The sequence below is a fragment of the Pseudomonas sp. genome, from assembly GCF_036404235.1.
In the GTDB taxonomy this organism is placed as follows: domain Bacteria; phylum Pseudomonadota; class Gammaproteobacteria; order Pseudomonadales; family Pseudomonadaceae; genus Aquipseudomonas.
The window spans coordinates 85,687-106,635 of the sequence record NZ_DASWOT010000014.1 but is presented as its reverse complement, the minus strand read 5'-3'; the positions used below and the strand labels follow the sequence as shown (position 1 = coordinate 106,635).

At 58.5% G+C, this 20,949-nt stretch carries 20 protein-coding genes; 9 read left to right on the top strand and 11 right to left on the bottom strand.

Going from position 1 to position 20,949, the window contains the following annotated elements:
• Positions 1-180: 180 nt before the first annotated feature.
• From dhaL to VGC62_RS01675, 7 genes are all read right to left on the bottom strand, one after another.
• On the bottom strand, positions 181-828 hold the full coding sequence (gene dhaL, locus VGC62_RS01705; RefSeq protein WP_331185368.1) for a dihydroxyacetone kinase subunit DhaL: 648 nt from the start codon (positions 826-828) through the stop codon (positions 181-183).
• A 3-nt stretch (positions 829-831) separates the two neighbouring features.
• A complete protein-coding gene (locus VGC62_RS01700) occupies positions 832-1,833 on the bottom strand; it encodes a dihydroxyacetone kinase subunit DhaK (protein ID WP_331185367.1) in 1,002 nt (333 codons plus the stop codon).
• A gap of 44 nt (positions 1,834-1,877) precedes the next feature.
• The gene (locus tag VGC62_RS01695) at positions 1,878-3,011 is read right to left on the bottom strand and encodes an MDR/zinc-dependent alcohol dehydrogenase-like family protein (RefSeq protein ID WP_331185366.1); all 1,134 of its coding nucleotides are present in this window, start codon (positions 3,009-3,011) and stop codon (positions 1,878-1,880) included.
• Between the two features lie 48 nt (positions 3,012-3,059).
• Entirely contained in the window at positions 3,060-3,818 is a 759-nt protein-coding gene (locus VGC62_RS01690; RefSeq protein ID WP_331185365.1) for a GolD/DthD family dehydrogenase, read from the bottom strand.
• A gap of 61 nt (positions 3,819-3,879) precedes the next feature.
• Entirely contained in the window at positions 3,880-4,881 is a 1,002-nt protein-coding gene (locus VGC62_RS01685; protein WP_331185364.1) for a substrate-binding domain-containing protein, read from the bottom strand.
• 55 nt (positions 4,882-4,936) lie between these two features.
• The gene (locus VGC62_RS01680; RefSeq protein WP_331185363.1) at positions 4,937-5,917 is read right to left on the bottom strand and encodes an ABC transporter permease; all 981 of its coding nucleotides are present in this window, start codon (positions 5,915-5,917) and stop codon (positions 4,937-4,939) included.
• Entirely contained in the window at positions 5,914-7,401 is a 1,488-nt protein-coding gene (locus VGC62_RS01675) for a sugar ABC transporter ATP-binding protein (protein ID WP_331185362.1), read from the bottom strand. Before VGC62_RS01675 ends, VGC62_RS01680 begins: the two co-directional genes overlap by 4 nt.
• Positions 7,402-7,712: 311 nt before the next feature.
• Here VGC62_RS01675 and rpiB point away from each other — a divergent pair, with 311 nt between their 5' ends.
• Positions 7,713-8,171 (top strand): ribose 5-phosphate isomerase B, encoded by a 459-nt coding sequence (gene rpiB, locus VGC62_RS01670; RefSeq protein WP_331185361.1) that lies wholly within the window; start codon positions 7,713-7,715, stop codon positions 8,169-8,171.
• Positions 8,172-8,261: 90 nt separating this feature from the next.
• Entirely contained in the window at positions 8,262-9,272 is a 1,011-nt protein-coding gene (locus VGC62_RS01665) for a sugar-binding transcriptional regulator (RefSeq protein WP_331185360.1), read from the top strand.
• 17 nt (positions 9,273-9,289) lie between these two features.
• On the opposite strand, the gene VGC62_RS01660 is transcribed toward VGC62_RS01665, so the two are convergent.
• The gene (locus VGC62_RS01660; protein WP_331185359.1) at positions 9,290-9,619 is read right to left on the bottom strand and encodes a DUF3509 domain-containing protein; all 330 of its coding nucleotides are present in this window, start codon (positions 9,617-9,619) and stop codon (positions 9,290-9,292) included.
• 532 nt (positions 9,620-10,151) lie between these two features.
• Positions 10,152-10,571, bottom strand: coding sequence for an HPF/RaiA family ribosome-associated protein (locus tag VGC62_RS01655; RefSeq protein WP_331185358.1), 420 nt, complete (start codon positions 10,569-10,571; stop codon positions 10,152-10,154).
• A gap of 392 nt (positions 10,572-10,963) precedes the next feature.
• On the opposite strand from VGC62_RS01655, the gene VGC62_RS01650 reads away from it, so the two are divergent.
• The 6 genes from VGC62_RS01650 to VGC62_RS01625 all read left to right on the top strand — a co-directional run bounded on the left by VGC62_RS01650 (position 10,964) and on the right by VGC62_RS01625 (position 17,508).
• Complete coding sequence (locus VGC62_RS01650) at positions 10,964-11,296, top strand: DUF3649 domain-containing protein (RefSeq protein ID WP_331185357.1); 333 nt, start codon at positions 10,964-10,966, stop codon at positions 11,294-11,296.
• Positions 11,293-13,026 carry a PepSY-associated TM helix domain-containing protein gene (locus tag VGC62_RS01645; RefSeq protein WP_331185356.1) on the top strand — a complete coding sequence of 578 codons (1,734 nt, stop codon included), beginning with the start codon at positions 11,293-11,295 and terminating at the stop codon, positions 13,024-13,026. Before VGC62_RS01650 ends, VGC62_RS01645 begins: the two co-directional genes overlap by 4 nt.
• Positions 13,026-13,358: a DUF3325 domain-containing protein gene (locus VGC62_RS01640; protein WP_331185355.1), complete on the top strand. Its 333-nt coding sequence runs from the start codon at positions 13,026-13,028 to the stop codon at positions 13,356-13,358. The genes VGC62_RS01645 and VGC62_RS01640 overlap by 1 nt, the downstream gene beginning before the upstream one ends.
• Positions 13,359-13,365: 7 nt before the next feature.
• Positions 13,366-13,968, top strand: coding sequence for an RNA polymerase sigma factor (locus VGC62_RS01635; RefSeq protein ID WP_331185374.1), 603 nt, complete (start codon positions 13,366-13,368; stop codon positions 13,966-13,968).
• Positions 13,965-14,969 carry a FecR family protein gene (locus VGC62_RS01630; RefSeq protein WP_331185354.1) on the top strand — a complete coding sequence of 335 codons (1,005 nt, stop codon included), beginning with the start codon at positions 13,965-13,967 and terminating at the stop codon, positions 14,967-14,969. Before VGC62_RS01635 ends, VGC62_RS01630 begins: the two co-directional genes overlap by 4 nt.
• 202 nt (positions 14,970-15,171) lie before the next feature.
• The gene (locus tag VGC62_RS01625; protein WP_414705729.1) at positions 15,172-17,508 is read left to right on the top strand and encodes a TonB-dependent siderophore receptor; all 2,337 of its coding nucleotides are present in this window, start codon (positions 15,172-15,174) and stop codon (positions 17,506-17,508) included.
• Between the two features lie 116 nt (positions 17,509-17,624).
• On the opposite strand, the gene VGC62_RS01620 is transcribed toward VGC62_RS01625, so the two are convergent.
• On the bottom strand, positions 17,625-18,497 hold the full coding sequence (locus VGC62_RS01620; RefSeq protein ID WP_331185353.1) for an AraC family transcriptional regulator: 873 nt from the start codon (positions 18,495-18,497) through the stop codon (positions 17,625-17,627).
• Positions 18,498-18,748: 251 nt separating this feature from the next.
• Between VGC62_RS01620 and VGC62_RS01615 the strand changes: the two genes are divergently transcribed.
• Entirely contained in the window at positions 18,749-19,648 is a 900-nt protein-coding gene (locus VGC62_RS01615) for a DMT family transporter (RefSeq protein ID WP_331185352.1), read from the top strand.
• 120 nt (positions 19,649-19,768) lie between these two features.
• Here the strand turns inward: VGC62_RS01615 and VGC62_RS01610 are convergent, their stop codons facing one another.
• Positions 19,769-20,743, bottom strand: coding sequence for a D-glycerate dehydrogenase (locus VGC62_RS01610; protein WP_331185351.1), 975 nt, complete (start codon positions 20,741-20,743; stop codon positions 19,769-19,771).
• Between the last annotated feature and the right edge of the window lie 206 nt (positions 20,744-20,949).

Sequence of the window (20,949 nt, the reverse complement as noted above, 5' to 3'; positions counted from 1 at the left end):
TGCCGGGTATCTGGCTGACTTATTAAGGTTGTGGGAAGCGCCCAATTATGACTTTACGTGACGCCTGACGTGGGGTGCCGTAATGAAGTGCCCCGTCGAGTCGGGGCGCTTTGATTTGCGTAGGCACGTTTCGGATCAATTAACCCCTACACCCACAGGGTTGTGCCAGCCAAGGAAAAGTCACCCCTGCAACCGGGTCTCCACCGAGTCCGCCAGCCTTGTGAGAATCAAACAGCACGACACGGCTCCAGCGTCCAGCACGCCCAGCGAGCGTTCGCCCAGGCGGCTCGCGCGGCCAATTTTGGCCACCAGATCCCTGGTTGAGTCTCGGCCCCGCGATGCTGCCGCTTTGATCTGGCGCAACATCTCCTTGAACGAGGCGCCCTCGCTGCTGGCCTTTTCTGCCGCTTCGACCGCCGGGATCAAAGTGTCCATCAGGCACTTATCGCCGACACCTGCTTGGGTGATGTCTTGCAGCGATGTCAGGCCGCCGCGCAGCAGCCTGGCGAATTGCACGGCGTCGATGGTTTCACTATTCCGGATTTCATCGGCCATGCCGATAAAAAGGCTGCCATAAAGTGGCCCCATGGAGCCTCCGATACCCTCCATCAGGCTTAGGGTCAGTTCATCGAGGGCTTCGGCCAAGCTCAGTTGACGACCTTCTATCGTTCTGCCGCAATGGGCGAAACCCTTGGCCATGTTGATGCCGTGGTCGCCGTCACCAATGGCACCGTCCACTTCGCTGAGGTATTCGCGGTTGGCGACGATCACGCTGACCAGGTCGCCGACAATGGCGCTGCCGTAGGCACTTGAGAAATGCTGGTTCATGGGTCACTCCGCTTGGGTCATGCCGATGGATTGGCAGGGGTGGTCAATCAGTTTTGTCAGCTCGTCGTCCAGACCGAGCAGGGTCAGGGTCACGCCCATCATTTCCAGTGACGTAAAGTAATTGCCAACGTAGCAGCGATGGATCTTTAGCCCTTTTTCGGTCAACAAGCGCTCGACCTGCGCATAAAAAATGTACAGCTCCATCACTGGCGTGGCGCCAAGGCCGGAGACCAGCACTACAACGCTGTTGTCCTGGCTGAAATCGCGATCGACGAGGATCGGCTTGAGCATGCGCTCAGCCATGGCCGAGGCGGATTCGGTCGGGACGATCTCGATGCCGGGCTCGCCGTGATGACCGATGCCCACTTCCATCTGCCCATCGGCGATCTGGAAGTTCGGTTTACCCACCGCCGGAATGGTGCAGGGCGTGAGCCCGACACCAATCGAACGGCAGTGATCGACCGCTTTTTGTGCGACGCGAATCACGCCGTCGAGATCGTAGCCTTGAGCCGCTGCTGCGCCGCCAACCTTCCACATGAAGATCTCGCCCGCTACACCGCGCCGCTTGGAGATATCCTGAATTGGCGCTGAGGCAACGTCATCGTTGGCGACCACGGTGCGGACTTGCAGATCCTTGCTGGCGGCCATTTTCATCGCTAGCTTCACGTTCATGTTATCGCCGGCATAGTTGCCATACAGGCACGCGATCCCCGCTCCATGATCTGCTGCGCGAAAGGCGTCGAAAAAACTCTTGGCAGTGGGTGAAGAGAAGATTTCGCCCACTGCCACTGCGTCCACCAAACCAGGCCCAACATAGCCAAGAAACGCCGGTTCGTGGCCCGAGCCGCCACCGGTGACGACGCCCACTTGGCCGGCTTTCGAAGGTTTGGTTTTACTGATGACGCGGGGGTTGATGCCGCTTTGGGTCAACTGCGGATGGGCGACGAGGATGCCGCTCAGCATGTCTTCGACCACCAGATCCGGATCATTGATTACTCGATTCATGACGCATTTCCTTGTTCTTTTTCTTGTGCGAACGAACAGTCGGATCAGGGTTGCAGGACGACCTTCAGCGAACGATCTCCACGTTCCATGACCGCGAACGCTTCTTTGAAGTCGGCCAGGGCGAATTTGTGCGTGACCACGTCGCGCATGTCAATCTTGCGATTGCCGATGAAGTCTATGGCGCGTGGATACATGTACGGACCCAGGTGCGAACCGAGTACGTCAAGCTCTTTGCGATCGCCAATGATCGACCAGTCCACGGTGGTTTCATCGTTGAACACGCTGAACTCGACGAAGCGTCCCAGTTTGCGCAGCATCGCCAAACCTTGATTGACCGCTTTGTGGTGGCCGGTGGCTTCTATATAGATGTCGCAACCATAGCCTTCGGTGATGTCGCGAATCTTCTTCAGTACGTCTTCTTCAGCCGGATTCCATACCGCGTCAGCTCCGATGCGCAGGGCCAGTTCGGCGCGCTCGGGTTTCATGTCCAATACGATCAGACGTTTCGGATTGCGCAGCCGGACCGCACCGATGATGCCCAGCCCCAAAGTACCGGCACCGGCAACTACCACTACATCATCCAGGCCGACATCGGCGCGATCGGCTGCATGCAGCGAGCAGGCGAGGGGTTCGATGAGGATCGCTTCGTCCGGCGCAATCGCGTCCGGCACCTGATGCACGATGCCTTCCTTGGTGAAAATCATGTATTGCGCCATGGCGCCCTGAACGTTGTTCTGGAATCCGTAAAGGTCGTGTTTCTGGCACATCCAGTATTGACCGTGGTTGCAGAATCGGCAGCCCCAACATGGCACGATTTGTTCGGAGATCACCCGGTCGCCCACCTTGACGCCGCGCTTCTCGGCGCCAGGCCCCAGAGCAACGACGCGGCAGACGAATTCATGACCGGGGATCATTGGCGGTTTGACGTAGCGCGGCTGTTGATCATCCCCCCAGAACGAGGGCGCGCCTCGGTAGGTCTTGATATCGCCCATACAGATACCGCACAGCTCGACTTTGGTCAGGATTTCCTCTGGACCGGGTGTTGGCACGGCGACTTCTTCCAGGCGGTAATCTTCTGGCCCATAGCAAACCACGGCCTGCATGGTGGCCGGAATCACTGGGTTGAAACGGTCGTCGGACTCAACTGCAGCAGGTTGGCGTTCGATAACAGTGGACATAAACACCTCACAAAAAGCTGAAAGGAAACATCGGGAGGGCACGCCGCCTCACTGAATGCTGTAACCGCCATCGATCACCACGTTTTCGCCAGTGACCATATGTGCAACCCCGCTAAGCAGGTACAGCACCAATCCCGCCACTTCCTCGGGCTGGGCAAAACGGCCCACGGGAATCTGTTTTTTTGCCTGTTCGCCACGCTCGCCCGCCCAGGCTTTTTTGCCCAGCGCGGTTTCGACGATGGTCGGCGAGACAGCGTTGACGGTGATGCCATAAGGCGCCCATTCCATCGCCAGGACTTTGGTCATTCCGACCACTGCGGCCTTGCTAGCGCAGTAGGCAACGTGCTGATCGAGGCCGACGATTGCGGCTTGCGAGGCCAGGTTGACGATGCGCCCGCAACCTTGCTCAATCATGTGTCGAGCGCAGGCTTGGGCCACGAAAAAGCTCGCCTTGAGGTTGATGTCCAGGGTGGTGTCCCACGTTTGTTCGGTCACGTTCAGCGCTTTGTCGAGAAACACGACACCTGCGCTGTTGACGAGGAAATCGAGGCGCCCGAAGCGGGTCGCGATGCTGTTGATAGTGGTCTGAATCTGATCAGGGCGACTCAGGTCGGCGACCAGTCCGAGGTGTTCGCTGCCCAGATTCACGGCGACCGCTTCGACGCCAGGATCGCGGTCGATCAAGGCAACCCGGGCGCCGCACTCCACCAGCAATGTGGCGCAGGCCAGCCCGATACCGGCGCCACCGCCAGTGATTACGGCGCAGCGGCCTTTGAGGTCGAACGCCCGGTTCAAGAATCCAGACATGGTTTCACTCCTGGCGAGTCATTGCGGCCCGCGGTCGTTGTTTCAATGGCAGTGGCTGTCGTTATTTGGTTGCAGTGACTTGTTGGTAAAGAGCGTCGGCGTTGCTGTCGAGCACCGGTACCCAAGGCAGGATGTACGACTTCTCCTTGCCATCAGCCCATTTCACGTCTTTGGCGTAGCGTTCCCAAATCACCGAGCGCGGCTTGTAGTCGTCGCCGATCAGTTTTTTCAACGCGACATCAAGGGCGCCTTGGGATTGCGCTTGAGCGTCCTGTAAGAACGTAGTGACTTCGCCTTTTTTCGCCGCCTGAATGGCGTCAGGCATACCGTCGATAGAGGTGATCGGTAAGTCTGTAGGCGACAGTCCATGGGACTTCACCGCTTGTAATGCGCCCAGGGCCATGTCGTCGTTCTGCGCGATGATCCCGGAGATGCCGCCATTGGGGTGTGCATTGAGCCAATCCTCGGTAAAGGTCAGGGATTCGGCGCGGGACCAGTTGGCGGTTTTCATTTCAATGACTTTGATGTTCGGGTTTTTCTTCAGGATATCCATTTCGCCTTTCTCGCGATCAATCTGCGCGGACTGGCCGATAGGGCCCTGGATGATCACCACGTTGCCCTTGCCGCCGAGCTTGTCGACCATTGCCTGAGCTTGCAGGCGGCCGCCTTCTACGTCGTCATTGCCGACATAAGGCACCTTGTCGCCAGCCACCTTTGTGTTGGAGGCAATGACCGCAACCCCGGCTTCTTCTGCACGGGCCACGGCACCCACGCCTGCCTTGGTGTCGATGGGCACGAAAATGATCGCGTCGTAGTGTTGGGTCACCATGGTTTCGATCTGGTTGTTCTGGGTCAGCGCGTCGTAGTTACCATCGAACACGGTGATCTGCACGGTGCCGTCCTTGACCGCAGGGTGCTCTTTGATTTCGCGTACCCAGTTCTGCATGAACTGGCCTTTTAGGCCGTAGACAGCAGCGCCAATCTTGTAGGTCTGCGCCTGGGCGATGCCGCTGGCAAGGGCAGAAAGAGCCATCGCGGCGAGTAGGGTTTTGCCTGCTTTCATGAAAGAACTCCTTATTGTTGTAATCGTTCTGTTGCACTGATGAGGTGTTGCGGGCTTAACGTTTTTTCTTGCGCCAGACATCGATCAGCACGGCGAGCACGATGATCAGGCCCTTGGCGACTTGCTGGTAATAAGACGAGACACCGAGCAGGTTCAGGCCGTTGTTGATCACGCCAATCAACAGCGCTCCGAATAACGTGCCGACGATGCTGCCAGTACCTCCGGACAAGCTGGTGCCGCCAATGACCACGGCGGCGATGGCGTCCAGTTCGTAAGACATACCCGCCTGTGGCAGCGCTGACGTGGTGCGCGCCGACAAGACCACGCCTGCCAGCCCTGCGAGCAAGCCGGAAACCACGTACACCGAAAACATCACCTTGCGCACGCCGATGCCGGAAGTACGAGCGCTCTTTTCGTTGCCGCCGACTGCATACACATAGCGGCCATAGGTGGTGTAACGCAGAATCATCCAGAAGATCAGCGCAACCACGGCGAAGATCACAATCGGAATGCCGATGGGCCCGAACTTACCGATGCCCAGCGCCAGATAGGCTTCAGGCAAGTCGGTGACCGGGCTGCCATCGTTGAGGATGAAGGTCATGCCGCGTGCAATGCTGAGCATGCCGAGGGTGGCGACAAACGGCGGAATCGACAGATTGGCCACCATGAAACCGTTGACGACCCCAAGCATAGCGCCGGCGAACATTCCGGCGCTGACGGCCACCAGCAAGCCATAGCCCTGAGTCGCCACCAATGCGCTGCATAACCCGGCAAAGGCCAGGATCGAGCCCACCGACAGGTCGATGCCTTTGGTCAGGATCACGTAGGTCATGCCCACGGCGAGAATGCCGTTGATCGAGGTCTGGCGCAGGATGTCCATCCAGTTGCGCCAGGTTATGAAGTACTCGCTGGCGAACGCCATGACGATGCACAACACAATGAACACCAGTGGCAGTCCGAAGCGGTCCAGGGTCAGGCGCAGACGGTTGCGCGGTGCGGTGGCGTTGAGCGGGGCGGATAAGGTCTTGGCGTTCATGAGGCGAGACTCAACAAGGCTTCCTGGGACAGGGCAGTGTCGGTGCTGATGGTGACCAGGCGGCCACCCTTGAACACCGCGATGCGATCACTCAAATGCAGCAGTTCCGGGGCCTCGGACGAGACCACAATGGCCGCGCCACCGGCTCGGACAAACTCGTCCAGCAGGTGATAAATCTCCTGTTTGGCGCCCTCGTCGATACCGCGAGTGGGCTCGTCGCACAGCAAGCAAATCGGTTGCGTGGACAGGCATTTGGCGAGCACTACTTTCTGCTGATTACCGCCGCTCATCGATTCAACCGGCAGGTCCAGTGAGGCGGTCTTGATGTGCAGGCGCTTGATCATGCGTTGTGCCAGTTCGTTTTCCTTGCGTGCATTGATCAACGACCAGCTCGACAAGTGTTTGTAGGCAGAGAGGGCGATGTTGGCCATGACGCTGCCGGTGAGGACCAGGCCGCTGTCCTTGCGGTCTTCGGTGACCAGTGACATGCCGGCAGCGATGGTCGACGCCGGGAGGCCGACGGGCAATGCATGACCTTTGAGCGTCACGCTTCCGGAATCGGGCAGGGTCAGGCCATAAACGCAATTGAGAAACTCGCTGCGACCTGATCCCATCAAGCCATAAATGCCGAGGATTTCCCCAGGACGGACTTGCAGGCTGATGTCCTGGAATTCGCCATTACGACTCAGTTGATCGATCTCCAGACACGCCTGGTCTTGGCATTGGCGGCCGATTTTGTGATCGATGGTCTGTAACTCCTGGCCCACGATGCCGCGTACCAGGTGCGCACGGTCGATGTCGGCCATGCGCCCGGTTTCGACGAAGGCCCCATCGCGCAGGATCGTGTAGTGGTCGGCGATTTGCGCCAGTTCGCTAAGACGATGCGAGACGTAAATGATTCCGGCGCCACGCTCGGTCAGGCGGCGAATGGCCTTGAACAACGTTTCTGTTTCGCGTTCGCCAATGGCCGAGGTGGGCTCGTCCATGATCATCACCTGACAGTCGTGGCTGAATGCCTTGGCGATTTCTACCAATTGAATCTGCGCCACGCTCAGCCGGTGCATCGGGCTGGTGGCGTCGACGTCGAATTCCAGCTCTTCGAGGAGCGCGCGGGTGCGCCGGTTCAGTTCCTTGTAATCGACGATGCACCCCGCATGGCGCGGCTCGCGACCCAGCCAGATGTTCTCCGCCACGGTCATGTAGGGGATGGGTTCCAGTTCCTGAGTGATCATCGCGATGCCCGCCGCCAGCGCATCACTTGGGCGATTGAAGTGTACGGTTTTGCCGTTGAGGGTGATGGTCCCTGCATCGCGTTGAGTGATGCCCATGAGGATGCCAAGGAAGGTGGATTTACCGGCGCCATTGCCGCCGCACAAGGCGTGGACGCTGCCAGCGCTTAAAGAGAGTCGGCCCTCGCGCAATGCCGGAATGCCAGCATAGGCCTTGGCGATGCATTCAGCCTGGAGCAGTAATGGCGGGGCCATTGGCGTGTCCTCGTGCTGTGAATTCTTATTAGGTTTCACGCCGTGTCAGCAATTGATCGCGGCTTGAAGTGAGCATATGTTTATCAAATGAAATTCTGATCAGTCAACTCGTTTCCTGTTAATTTTTCAAATAAGGCTGTTTTTAGGCTTTATGCCGGGTGTTTGTGGGATTTCTTGAGGACTCTAACTTTTTTGATGTGTGATCTTGCTTGACAGAAGGGGCTGATTCACTGCGAAATATCTGAACATAATTTCACGCAGTGATCATATGATCGATTTTGCGTTTCTTTCGGCAACGGAGTGAAGACGCCATGAATACACCTTTTTCGGTGGCTATCGGCTGTGACGAAGCGGGGTTCGAGTTGAAGGAGTTGCTGAAGCGGCACATCCAGTCCCTGGGGCATCCCATTGAGGATTTCGGCACCCACTCCCTGGAGCCGGTGCTCTATCCCGACATCGCCCTGGCTGTCGCGAATGCTATCAATGATGGCCATCACCGGCTGGGCGTATTGGTCTGCGGCACGGGCATCGGCATGGCCATCTCGGCCAACAAGGTGATGGGCATTCGCGCCGCTCAAGCCCACGACACCTATTCCGCCGAACGTGCGCGCAAAAGCAACAACGCGCAGATTCTGTCCATTGGTGCGCGGGTGATCGGCCCGGAGTTGGCCAAAAGCGTCGTCAGTTCGTTTTTGCAGTCGGAATTCGAAGCGGCCCGCTCTGGCGCCAAGGTGGATCGGATTAACGCCATCGAGCGTGAGGGCCATTAGTTAATAGTCGGGGAAGTCAGACGTGGCTGGACGCCGGAGACAGGGAATAGCGAGAATGCGCCTTTGAAGTTGAAACGGAAGCCAGTTCTCATGAGTGACAGTACTCAAGCCGGGGTCAGCGATATCGATCTGATGACCGACGTCGCCATGCTCTATTACCTCGAGAACGTCACGCAGGAAGCCATTGCCAAGCGGTTCGACTTGTCGCGGGCAAAAGTCAGTCGTCTGCTCAAGCGTGCCCGCGATGAAGGTATCGTCGAGGTGCGAGTGTTGCAGCATCCGACCATGAACAACGAGTTGGAACAGACGCTGGTCAAGCGCTTCAAGCTGGACCGTGCATTGATTGCGGTGGACCACAGCGATGCCGATACCCAGCGTTCGGCGGTGGCCAGCCTGGTTGCGAACTACCTCAACAAGACCTTGAGCGATGGCATGATCGTCGCAGTCGGCATGGGGCGAAACGTCGGGGCGGTGGCGGACAACGTGTTCCTGCCTGTGAGCCGTAACTGCACATTCGTCTGCGCAATTGGTGGCTCGTTGAAAGCGGGGGAGTACATGAACCCCGATCACATCTGCCGACGTTTGGCCCTGCGCTTCAGCGCGGAAAGTGAAACCTTGTACGCGCCCGCGCTGGTAGCCAATCCCGAACTGCGTAGCGCGCTGATCAGTAACGACACGGTGCGATCGACCCTTGATCGCGCACGTCGCGCCGACATGGCCTTGATAGGCATCGGCGACATGAGTGAGAACAGCAACATGGTGCGCATGGGCTGGTTCTCGCCACAAGAGATCGCCCAGGCAAGGTTGTCTGGAACCGTGGGCGACATGATGGGGTACGACTTTATCGACATTCACGGTCAGCCGGCGATCAACGCCATGCAGGGGCGGATCATCGGTTTGAATGTGCAGGAGCTGGCACGAATCCCGGACGTGGTGGCAATTGCCAGCGAAAACACCAAGGCGGCGGCGACGTTGGGGGCGTTGCGTTCAGGGGTGATCAACACGCTGGCGACGACGGTGACCAATGCTCACACCATTCTTGCGCTGGACGATGCGACGCGTAAACCGATCGCCGTGGCGCAGGTGGGAGGCGATGGATGACCGCCTCCGGTGGATGTTTACAAGCCAGCTGCTAAGGTCGGCCTGTTGAATACGTCGTTTTTGGCAGCGGTGGGCGTCAGTTGCCTGAGATCACCGTCGGTCATGGCGGCGAGGATTTTGATTGCACTGTGGCCTTGTTCGATGGCGATGCCAAATTGCACGCTTTCAATCAAGCGACGCATACGTTTGGGCGAGTTGCGCTGTTCTGCACTGATCAAACGTTTCGCGACCACCCCTGACTCGTTGGAAAGCGTCAGCATGATGGTGCCGTCAAGGCCTTGGATACTTAAGTTAACCCGATAATCTGGGTGGAATGCATCGGTGATCTGTTGAAAAGGATTGTCCATGGCCTGGTACCTGGTTATCGATTCTGCATAAGTTGACCGGGTGTTAGTCCCTTTAGTTCTCGACGCTGATCAACGGTAGAAAAAATCATGCCTTGGCCGTTATCGCTGACGTAACGGTTTGTCCTGTTATTGATCCGTTGATGTGCAATCTATTGAGCGAAGTAACCATTATTTATTTAGGCGGGCTACGCGCGGCTGCGCACCGGTGTAAGGGTTGCAATACAGCGCTTGCACGGTTTGGGCCACCTGCGATGAACGGCCCTGACGAATCGGTTCAGCGAGTAAATGCGGCATGAACGAACTTGTCACCGACAGCAAATCCCTCAATGCATAAAGGCCATTTGCCGCTTTCTTTCAGGGCAAGCACCATTAATGCACGGCGATGCCTACTTTGTGTGCGAGCCGCCGTGGCTGCGGCCTTGGGATGATCTCCCTCAACGAAAAAGGGCAGACCTGTCTCCACAGGGCCGCCCTTATCTGATGCTCAAGTGTTGTATCGGCTGCTGTCAGTCGACCGATTTACGCCGCCGGGTCAACCGTGCAGGGCGTCGTCTTTCTCCAGAAATTCTTCCTGCAGCAGCGCATCCGGACTTTGCGCATCGCCGTCTTTGGCAGTGCTGATGGCCGAGACGCCACCTCGTTTGCTGCGCAATTTACCGAACAGGTGCTCCAGTGCGTGATCGAGCTTCACGGCGGCGCCGTCTACGGCCAGGTCCAGCGAGCTGGCTTTATGGGTGACAGAAACAGGTTGGTGTCCTTTTGGCCGGGCTTCCATTTGGCAGCGGATGTCATGCGGGCCTGGCTTATCGCCGTTTTCGTCCTGGATGTGGACTTCGATGCGGGTGAGGTCTTCTTCGTAGCGGTCGAGCGTGCTTTCAACGGTGTTTCGTACCCACTCCTCCAGTCGGACACTGCTTTCGATGTGGTTATCGCTATTGACCTGGATTTGCATAGTTCTTCCCTTACTTTGGCTTGCTCGGGAGAGTCTTGACGTCACTGACGTTTCGTCTGCCCTCCCTCACAGTGTTGGCGCCAATTAGGAAACAATTCAACCCCTAACGACAGAGAATATATTTCGGGCGGGTAGGCGCTTTGAAGGCAGGTCCGGCCTTGTCGATAAAAACGCAACGGGAGCCGGAGCCCGTGCTGTACGCGCTAGCCCGTGAATGCAGGCGATCAACACAGACTTCTTTGCATATGAGAATATTTATCATTAATATTGTGTTCTTTTGCATCTCGGCAAATTCCCACGGATTAAGCCGCCATCAGGAAACACAACCCGATGTTGATTCAGGCAAATATTGAAGATATTTCCTACCCGGCGCCATTGGGCGTCGTCTGCTGATGGAGGGCATTGCGTCGGGGCGGCGCAAACCTGCGAAGGCCAAGCGGGGCGAGGTTTCCCTGGGGTGGCGATTCGCTGTTGCCTCCCGCGTACTGGCTGCGGCCCTGGGCGGTTATCTGGTTGCCGCGCTGTTTAGCGTGTGTCTGGCGCAATGGTTGCCATTCTCTCGTGCAGAGTCGGTGGTGCTGGCCATGACGGTCTCGTTCGTCGCCTGGTTGCTCGTCGTCCTGTGGTGTTTTGCGTGTCGCAGCGCTTGGCGTGCATGGTTGGGCGTGTTGATGCCTGCCGCAGTGTTCGCAGCGCTGTATGGCATCGGTCGGTGGCTGTCATGAAGGAGGGATTCCGTCAGTCCATGAGTTGGCTGCACACTTGGGCTGGGCTGGTGTTCGGCTGGCTGTTGTTCGCGATATTTCTGACCGGCACGCTTTCGTATTTCAAAGATGAAATCACCCAATGGGCACAACCTGAAGTACCGGTTCGAGACGTGGACGCAGGCGCCAGTCTCGAACTGGCGCAGGGCTGGCTGCAAAAAAACGGCGCCGATGCCTCGCGCTGGTTCATTAATCTGCCCGACGCCCGTTCGCCCGGTTTATCGGTGATGTGGCAGCCACCTGGCGGTGCGTTCAAGGAAAAGACCCTTGACCCCCTGACGGGCGCCGAAGTCAATGCACGAGAAACCAAAGGCGGCGATTTTTTCTACCGGTTTCATTTCCAGTTGCAAATGCCTTACCCCTGGGGGCGTTGGCTGGCGTCTATCGCGGCGATGGTGATGTTAGTCACGATGATCAGCGGCGTGATTATCCACAAGAAGATTTTCAAGGAGTTCTTCACCTTCAGGCCGGGCAAAGGCCAGCGCTCCTGGCTGGACGGCCATAACGCGGTCGGTGTGCTGGTCTTGCCGTTTCATTTGATGATTACCTACAGCAGCCTGGTGATTTTCATGACGATGATCATGCCTGCGAGCATTCTCACCAAGTACGACAATGACACTCAGGCCTTTTTCAATGACCTGTTCCCTTCCTTCAAGACCGTGCAAGCCTCCGGGACCTCTGCGCCACTGGCGCCATTACGACCCATGATGGAGGTCGCCCGTGAGCATTGGCAGGGCGCACCGATAGCGCGTCTTGTGGTGAATAGACCGGGGGATGCCAACGCCAATGTTACGTTTGTGCGTCGCCGCGACGACCAGATCGTCTACGAGCCGGGTTCCGGACTGACCTTCAACGGCACCACGGGCGAGCTAAACAGCGAAAACTCGATGACCTCCGCGCCGTTGAAACTGGCAGGAGCGCTCTACGGCCTGCACATGGGGCATTTCGCTGGGCCGTTGCTGCGTTGGTTGTACTTTGTGTTCGGTATCGGTGGCACTGCATTGATTGGCACCGGGTTGGTGATGTGGCTTGGCAAGCGCCGGCTCAAGCATGCGAGCAGTGGCGTGTTGCCGTTCGAGTTGCGCTTGGTGGAGGTGCTGAACGTTGCCAGCATGTCTGGGCTGATGCTGGCGGTCGCGAGTTTTTTCTGGGCCAATCGCCTGTTGCCACCCATCCTTGCCGGACGAGAAGCATGGGAGGTCAAAGCATTTTTCATCGTCTGGGGCTTGGCGTTGTTGCATGCACTGCTGCGCAAGGGCGCAACGGCGTGGCGTGAACAACTGGGATTGGGCGCCTTGCTGTTCGGCACCTTGCCAGTGCTCGATGCGTTGACCACCGGGCCGTATCTGTTGGCCGCGCTGCAGCAAGGTCACTGGGCTCTCCCGGGTCTGGATTTGACGGCGTTAGCGACCGGGATTTTTCTGGGCTGGGCGGCGATGAAGTTCCGTCCGGGGCGGCACAAAAACGCTGTGAGCAAGCGTGCTCCCAAAGAGCCCCATAACAGCCAAAAACTGCATCTGGGCGAAGGCCAGGTGAGTGGGCTCATTCATCGGGTCGCCAGTACCGATGCGCAGCACGGTTCACCAGCAGAGTCTGCGAGTGGCGTGAAACCGATGCTGGCCGAAGGTCCAGCAGGTGAGCGTGCTGGCGAAGGCATCCCCTCGAACATCGTCCATCGTGAGGCCCGCTGATGCTCCTCGCCGCGCTGCTGTGCTACCTGGGATTTACCGCACTGAGCCTCTCGATGAGCCGTCATTACGCTGATCTCACCGGCAGCAAACTGGCGCCTCGGCGTCAGTTAACCTTGCGTGTGCTGGGGTGGACGGTGTTGCTGCTGTCGCTGTGGGCGGGTGTCGAGGCCGGTGGCTGGGGGCTCGGGCTTGTGCAGTGGTTTGCCGCGCTCATGGGCAGTGCGGTGTTGCTGTTGATGGCGATGTCTTATCGGCCAAGGCTGGCCCTGCTTTTGGCCGGGGTTGTTTTACTGATCAGCCCGTTCGCCGTTGTCAGCCAATGGTTTGCCTGAGGTGAGCCTGATGACGTCTCCGCCCCCTGAGACGCCCGACTCCCATCAAGCTGGCGCCGAGCAAGACGGTGGCCGCGCGCACTTTCTCAAAGTGTTTTTGTCCCAGCGTTCGCAAATGGAAGCGCTGGTGAGCCGTCGCGTGGGGTGTCGGGCGACGGCAGCCGATCTGGTGCAGGATTTGTTCGTCAGATTCTGGCGCCGGCCGCTGGTACAAGTTGAAGAGCTCAGCACTTATCTGCTGCGTTGCGCAGGGAACATCGCGATTGACCATCTGCGTAATGAGGGCGCGCGAGCGCGGGTCAGTGAAGAGTGCATGGCGCAGCCGCAGGACGTGCTCGACGATCAGCCCCACGCGGCGCTGGAGGCCAACAATGATCTGCGCCACGTCGAAGCCGCCTTGCGCGGATTGCCGGAAAAGACCCGGCAGATTTTCCTGCTCAATCGCATTCACGGGCGCAAGTACGCCGAGATCGCCAAGGTCATGGGGCTTTCGCAAAGTGCGGTGGAAAAACATATGATGCGCGCCCTGCAGGCCTGCAAGGCGAGTCTTGATCTTGATGCATTACCGGCCAGCTCCTTGCGTGCGAAGTCAGAGGACGCTCGCCGATGAAAGCGCCATCTGAATTCATTTCCGTCTCCCAAGATCAACATGATGCTGCGTTGACTTGGTTGAGCCGCTTGCATGACCAGCCCAGCGCAGCCGTTCAGGCGGATTTCAGTCGCTGGTTGCAAACTGATCCGGCGCACGCTGAGGCCTATGCTCAGGCGCAAGTACTGTGGGAGTTGAGCGAAGAGCCCGCCATGCGGCTCGCTCGCGCTGATGACGCCGCGCTCCAGGCGTTGCTGGCTGCCATGGACGCTCCCGAGCCCACACGCAGGCGCCGCGCCTTGCCACGCTGGTCGGCTGGTGTGGCGATGGCGGCGTGTCTGGTGTTGATGATCAGTGTCGGAATGGGGTGGCAGCCGCAGCGCTGGGTGGATGATTTGGGTGCCGATTATGTCTCGGCGCCGGGTCAGGTTCGAACCGTAACGCTGGCCGATCAATCCCAGATCACGCTCGATGCCGACAGCGCCATCGCAGTCGACTTCAAGCGAGGCGAGCGCCATGTGCAACTGCGGCGTGGCGCTGCGTTTTTTCAGGTGACCCACACCGGGGCGCCGTTTGTGGTTGACGCGCAGGCGGGGCAGACGCGTGTGTTGGGCACCCAATTTGAAGTCCGGCTGCAAGCGGTCGGTGCGCAGGTGACCGTGCTGTCGGGCAAGGTCGGTGTCAGCGCGGTCGGTGCTCAACCGCAACAGGTGCTGACGGCGGGTCAGCGCGTGACTTATGACGAGCGCACTACCACGGTTCCGGCCATGATCGACAGCGAGAACCAACTGGCCTGGCGCCAGGGCTGGTTGAATTACTACCGCGCACCGCTTGCCGACGTCATCAGTGACCTGAGCCGCTATTACCCCGGCCGGATTGTGCTGCTCAATGATCAGTTGGCTGCCAAACGCGTCAGCGGCAGCTTCCCCAGCAATGACCCGCACGCTGTACTCGACGCGCTGAAATCGGTGGTCGGTTTCGAGCAGTACGAGCTGTTGGGGCGTGTGATTGTGCTGCGGTGAAGCATTTGTCCTCAATGCCGCACAGTGGCGCACCGGAGCAGAATGAGTTGGCGCCAGGCTTGCCCGCGAAGACATCTGCTGAATGGACTGAGCACTTTGCGGGTGAGACTCGCGCCAACAGTTTTGCGATGTTCATGACAGCACGTGGCATGAGGCCGGAAAGTTGAAAGTCTGGTTCGCAATTACTTTCGCGCTTTGGAGTATCTACGCCCAAGCGACCGACTCCGCTTTCAGTTTTTCCATCTCCGCCAAGCCGTTGCCGCAGGCCCTCAGTGATTTCACTCGCATCACTGGCCTGAGCGTTGTCTACACCCAGGAAACGCCCTATGCCATCGACGCCCCGGCACTCAATGGTGCGTATAGCCCCGAACAAGCACTCAAGAGGCTGTTGGGCAATTCTGGCTTGACCTACCGACGCGCCACCGAGCGAACCTTCACCCTGGAACCGCTTGCCACTCATGGCGCGATCACGCTCCAGGCGACCAACGTTGACTCGCGCTGGCAATCGATAACCGGCCACCAGCCGCCCGGCAACTCGGTGACGCGCTCTTCCACGCCGACGCTCGACATCGCGCAAGCCATCAGCGTGGTCCCGGCGCAGGTGTTGCGCGATCAGGCCCCCCGCAATCTTGATGACGCGCTGAACAACGTCAGCGGCGTCACCCAAGGCAACACCTTGGGCAGCACGCAGGACACCTTGATGAAGCGTGGTTTTGGCGACAACCGCGACGGCTCGATCATGCGTGACGGCATGCCCGTGGTGCAGGGCCGCAATCTGAACGCCAGCGCCGAACGCATTGAAGTGCTCAAAGGGCCGTCGAGCTTGCTGTATGGCATTCAGGACCCGGGCGGGGTGATTAACGTCATTAGCAAGCGCCCGGAGATGACTGCCTACAACGCACTGACCGCTCGCGGCTCAACGTTTGGCGATGGCAAGAATGGTAGCGGCGGCACCCTCGACAGCACCGGCCCCTTGGGCGGCTCTGAATGGGAAGGGCAGGGCTTTGCCTACCGGATAATCATCGATCACCAAGACGAGGATTACTGGCGCAATTACGGTGTGCATCGTGAGTCGCTGGTGGCGCCGTCACTGGCCTGGAATGGCGACACCACGCAGTTACTCGCCGCCTATGAACATCGCGAGTTTGTCTATCCATTCGATCGCGGCACCGCCATCGATCCGCTTACCAACCACCCGCTGGATATCCCGGCCACCCGCCGTCTGGATGAGCCGTTCAACAGCATGCAAGGGCGCTCGGACCTTTATCGTTTCGAGGCCGATCATCAATTCGATGACAACTGGAAAGGCCACCTGGGCTACAGCTACAACCGGGAAACCTACGACGCCAGTCAGGTGCGCGTTACTGCTGTCAATTCGGCGAGCGGCACCTTGACCCGCTCCATGGACGGCACGGGTGGCGCGCTGAGCACTGATCGCTTCACTACATTGACCCTTAACGGTAGCGCGGATTTTCTGGGAATGCAGCACGATCTGTTGCTCGGTTTCGATGACGAGTACCGCAAGATTTACCGCGCCGATCTGATTCGCCAGAAAAGCCAGACCACGTTCAGTTACCTCGATCCGGTTTATGGGCTGGAGCCCGAAGGCACCTTCGCCAGCCCGGCCGACAGTAATCAAAGCGACATCTTGCGGACCGACTCGGTGTTCGCCCAAGACTCGATTCATTTAGCCGAGCACTGGATTCTGGTGACGGGCGCACGTTTTCAGACCTATGACCAAGTGGCTGGCAAAGGGCGGCCTTTCTCCGTCAACACCGATCTCAATGGACAGAAGTGGATACCCCGTGCCGGTCTGGTTTATCGCGTCGATGATGAGCTGTCGTTTTATGGCAGCTACACCGAATCCTTCAAGCCCAATTCCAGCATTGCAGCGCTGGCCGGGGGCACGACGCTGGACTCCGGGACGTTGCCAGAGCGAGCCAAGTCCTGGGAGTTAGGCGCGAAATGGGACAGATCGGGCGCGTTGAGTGCAACCCTGGCGCTGTTCGACGTCAAAAAGCGCAACGTGTTGGTAGCGAATTTCGACTCTCTGACGGCCAATACGGTTTACAGCACGGCGGGCGAAGTTCGCTCGCGTGGGTTGGAGTTGGATGTGAGTGGGCAGTTGTCCGAGCGCTGGAGCCTGATTGGCGGCTATGCGTTCACTGACGCACACGTGATCGAGGATCCGACGCTCAAAGGCAATCGCCTGCAGAACGTGCCCAAACACAGCGGCTCGCTGTCGGCGGTGTATGAGGTTGGTGCGCTGCTGGGAGGCGACCGGTTGCGTCTGGGAGGCGGCGCGCATTATGTCGGCGAACGCGCTGGTAATCCCGACAACGATTTCGACCTGCCGGGTTACACCGTCGCGGATGCGTTCGCGACCTACGAAACGAAGCTCGACGGGCAAAAGGTCAAGTTTCAGCTCAACGTAAAGAACCTATTTGATCGCACCTATTACAGCTCAGCAGTGAGCCGCTATTTCGTGTCGATGGGCGATTCGCGTCAGGTTGTGGTGGCGACCACGCTGGAGTTTTAAAGCGGGACGACTGCAATGGGACTCTCTGTAGGAGAGAATTCATTGGCGAAAAATATATCAGGCGAGAGAGGTTCGTCGGATGTGACGCCGTCTCGCGAATAAATTCGCTCCTACCGTCAGGCAAACGCCAACCGATACTCCCCCGGCGTGGCCCCAACGGCCTGCCGAAACCGATTGCTAAAATGGCTGGCACTGGCGAATCCACAGTCCAGCGCGATGTCGCCAAAGGCTTGTGTGCCGCTGCGCAGCAAGTGCCTGGCTCGATGCAGGCGGCGTGCCAGCAAATATTGATGCGGCGGCAGGCCGAAGCTTTCACGGAACATCCGGGCGAAATGGTATTCGGATAACGCGCACATCCCGGCCAATTGCCCAAGGCTCAATGGGTCGGCCAAATGGCTGTCGATGAATTCGATCAACTGCCGACGCAGATGCGGCGCAAGTCCGCCTTTCAAGCGCAGGCCGTTGCGCAGTCCGACCTGATTGAGCATGGTGTGATTGAGCATGTCGTGGGCCAGGCTGCTGGTCAGCAGGCGCTCGCCAGGTTCGCTCCAGTTCATCTGGATCAACTGCCCAAAGCGCTGAGCCTGGAGGGGATCGTCGATAAAGGTTTTTTCCCGCAGCGCCAACTCGCGTGGCTCACGGTCCAGCATCGTCACGCAGATGAGGGCGAATTGTTCAGGACTGACGTACAGGTGCGCCAGTCGCAGTTCACCGTTGACCACCCAGGCTGACTGATGCCCAGCGGGCAGGATGCACAGTTTGCCCGGTGCCCCTTTGTTACCAGGCTGTTCGCGGCGAAACGTATCAAGGCCGCCGTCGATATAGCACGACAGCGTGTGGTGACTGGGCGCGTGATATTCCTGCGCGTCGTGCCGGTTGTTCCACAACGCCGCAACCATCCCGTCTCCCAGCGACGCACTTTGCTCCAGTCGGGCATTGGGCGAACTGTTCAGGGATTGGAAAACCTGGAGGGTGTCGAGTGATGGCATATGGGTTTAACTCGATGTGTCAGATCCAGCGTTTTCTGTAGGAGCCAACGTGTTGGCGAAGGATTGGCGCCGGTACGCCAGGAAGGTACCTCGCGAATAAATTCGCTCCTACGGAAAAGTTTCGTCGGTCAGGCTCAGCATCCTACCTTGTAGCGCCCGCGCTGCCAGCTACCCGGCGATCAAATGCGCAAGATTGTGCAAATGCCCCGCGTAATGACTGTTCAAACTAGGGTTTCATTAAGGAGCCTGCCATGAACATCTCGCTGTATCTGCTCACCGTGTTGATTTGGGGCACCACCTGGATCGCCTTGAAACTGCAATTGGGTGACGTGGAGATTGCCGTCTCGATCGTTTATCGCTTCGGTCTTGCTGCGCTGATCCTGTTCGTCATGCTGCTGCTCAGCGGCAAGCTGCAGCCGGTCAATCGTCGTGGTCAGTTGATTTGCCTGGCGCAGGGGTTGTGCCTGTTCTGCATCAACTTCATGTGTTTTTACACTGCCAGTCAGTGGATTCCCAGCGGGCTGATCGCGGTGGTGTTCTCCACCTCGACATTGTGGAATGCCCTGAACGCGCGAGTTTTCTTCAAGCAAAAAGTGGCTCGGAACGTGATCGCTGGCGGCGCTTTGGGCCTGGTCGGGTTGGCGTGTTTATTCTGGCCTGAATTGTCGGGACATACCGCCAGTCGCGAAACCCTGATTGGCTTGGGGTTAGCGTTGTTGGGCACCTTGTGCTTCTCTGCCGGGAACATGCTGTCGAGCTTGCAGCAGAAAGCCGGCTTGCGTCCGTTAACCACTAACGCCTACGGCATGCTCTACGGTGCGGCAATGTTGGGCGTGTATTGCTTGGTCAGTGGTACGCCGTTCGCGTTTGAGTGGAATACGCGGTACATCGGCTCGCTGCTGTATCTAGTGATTCCGGGCTCGGTGATTGGCTTCACCGCTTACCTGACACTGGTCGGGCGCATGGGGCCAGAACGCGCGGCGTACTGCACGGTGTTGTTCCCGGTGGTGGCGCTGAATGTCTCGGCGTTTGCCGAAGGCTACCAATGGACCACGCCTGCGCTGATCGGGTTGGTGTTGGTGATGCTGGGGAATGTGCTGGTGTTCAGGAAACCCAAAGCCGTTGTGCCGGTGGCCGCCAAGCTGGCTTGAGAAAGGAGATTGCCCGTCGTCCAGACGCCACACGGTCGCGCAGCAAACACTGGATAAAGGCTGCGATGCGGTTTACATGACGGACCGCAATCGCAGGCTCGGTTCAGGCGATGACCAGTTTCAACCTTTCCACACCTGCTGATTCACCAGGTCTTGCGGTTTATCGCCCAACAGCGCGGCACGCAGGTTGGCGTAGGCACGATCGGCCATGGCCTGGCGGGTTTCGTGGGTGGCTGAGCCGATGTGTGGCAGGGTCACGGCATTGCTCAACTGATACAGCGGCGACTCCGACAGCGGCTCTTTCTCGTACACATCCAGACCCGCGCCACGAATGGTGCCGTTGCGCAGCGCTTCGATCAGCGCCGGCTCATCGACAATCGGACCGCGCGCGATATTGATCAGGATCGCGCTCTTCTTCATCAATGACAGCTCACGGGTGCTGATCAAGTGTTTGGTCTTCTCGCTCAGCGGCACCACCAGACACACGAAATCCGCTTCAGCCAACAGTTGATCCAGCGTGCGAAATTGCGCGCCCAGTTCCTGCTCGACGTCGGTCTTGCGGCTGTTACCGCTGTAAATGATCGGCATGTTGAAACCCAGGCGTCCACGACGCGCAACGGCTGCGCCGATGTTGCCCATGCCGACGATACCCAGCGTTTTGCCATGCACATCGGTGCCGAACTGTGCTGCTTCGATGCTGCGCTTCCAGTGGCCGGCTTTGGTCCAGGCGTCCAATTCGGCCACGCGACGGGCGCTGCTCATGATCAGCGAGAAACCCAGGTCGGCGGTGCTTTCGGTCAACACATCCGGGGTGTTGGTGAGCATGATGCCGCGTTCGGTCAGGTAGCCAACGTCATAATTGTCGTAGCCGACCGAGATGCTCGACACCACTTCCAACTGCGTGGCGCTCGCCAATTGCTCGCGGCCCAACGGTCGACCCGCACCGATCATGCCGTGGGTGTGCGGCAGCGCGTCGTTGAACTGTTGGTTCAGGTCGCCGTTTTTGGGGTCGGGGATGATCACGTTGAAATCTTGCTGCAAGCGCTCGGCCATTTCCGGGGACACGCGACTGAAGGCAAGGACGGTCTTTTTCATCGGATAGCTTCTCTCGGGCAGTTCAGATAGACAGTGCGTAGCACGCTAACATTCTTGCCGGGCGATTGGCAGCGGGAGATGTCATGTGGTCTCTGTAGATACTCTGTTTCCGGTCAAGCTTTCAGGCGGTGTTTTTTCTGAAAGGCGTGGCCGTATCAAATGCTTCGCCACGGCGGATGGCGTATGTCTTCAATATGGCGGGTGAT

What these genes read in the sequence shown, in the direction of transcription:
- dhaL (WP_331185368.1), bottom strand. Translation starts at nt 828, where the DNA reads ATGAACCAGCATTTCTCAAGTGCCTACGGCAGCGCCATTGTCGGCGAC.
- VGC62_RS01690 (WP_331185365.1), bottom strand. Translation starts at nt 3,818, where the DNA reads ATGTCTGGATTCTTGAACCGGGCGTTCGACCTCAAAGGCCGCTGCGCC.
- VGC62_RS01620 (WP_331185353.1), bottom strand. Translation starts at nt 18,497, where the DNA reads ATGCCATCACTCGACACCCTCCAGGTTTTCCAATCCCTGAACAGTTCG.
- VGC62_RS01700 (WP_331185367.1), bottom strand. Translation starts at nt 1,833, where the DNA reads ATGAATCGAGTAATCAATGATCCGGATCTGGTGGTCGAAGACATGCTG.
- VGC62_RS01650 (WP_331185357.1), top strand. Translation starts at nt 10,964, where the DNA reads ATGGAGGGCATTGCGTCGGGGCGGCGCAAACCTGCGAAGGCCAAGCGG.
- VGC62_RS01665 (WP_331185360.1), top strand. Translation starts at nt 8,262, where the DNA reads ATGAGTGACAGTACTCAAGCCGGGGTCAGCGATATCGATCTGATGACC.
- VGC62_RS01685 (WP_331185364.1), bottom strand. Translation starts at nt 4,881, where the DNA reads ATGAAAGCAGGCAAAACCCTACTCGCCGCGATGGCTCTTTCTGCCCTT.
- VGC62_RS01615 (WP_331185352.1), top strand. Translation starts at nt 18,749, where the DNA reads ATGAACATCTCGCTGTATCTGCTCACCGTGTTGATTTGGGGCACCACC.
- rpiB (WP_331185361.1), top strand. Translation starts at nt 7,713, where the DNA reads ATGAATACACCTTTTTCGGTGGCTATCGGCTGTGACGAAGCGGGGTTC.
- VGC62_RS01660 (WP_331185359.1), bottom strand. Translation starts at nt 9,619, where the DNA reads ATGGACAATCCTTTTCAACAGATCACCGATGCATTCCACCCAGATTAT.
- VGC62_RS01695 (WP_331185366.1), bottom strand. Translation starts at nt 3,011, where the DNA reads ATGTCCACTGTTATCGAACGCCAACCTGCTGCAGTTGAGTCCGACGAC.
- VGC62_RS01610 (WP_331185351.1), bottom strand. Translation starts at nt 20,743, where the DNA reads ATGAAAAAGACCGTCCTTGCCTTCAGTCGCGTGTCCCCGGAAATGGCC.
- VGC62_RS01630 (WP_331185354.1), top strand. Translation starts at nt 13,965, where the DNA reads ATGAAAGCGCCATCTGAATTCATTTCCGTCTCCCAAGATCAACATGAT.
- VGC62_RS01645 (WP_331185356.1), top strand. Translation starts at nt 11,293, where the DNA reads ATGAAGGAGGGATTCCGTCAGTCCATGAGTTGGCTGCACACTTGGGCT.
- VGC62_RS01680 (WP_331185363.1), bottom strand. Translation starts at nt 5,917, where the DNA reads ATGAACGCCAAGACCTTATCCGCCCCGCTCAACGCCACCGCACCGCGC.
- VGC62_RS01675 (WP_331185362.1), bottom strand. Translation starts at nt 7,401, where the DNA reads ATGGCCCCGCCATTACTGCTCCAGGCTGAATGCATCGCCAAGGCCTAT.
- VGC62_RS01655 (WP_331185358.1), bottom strand. Translation starts at nt 10,571, where the DNA reads ATGCAAATCCAGGTCAATAGCGATAACCACATCGAAAGCAGTGTCCGA.
- VGC62_RS01640 (WP_331185355.1), top strand. Translation starts at nt 13,026, where the DNA reads ATGCTCCTCGCCGCGCTGCTGTGCTACCTGGGATTTACCGCACTGAGC.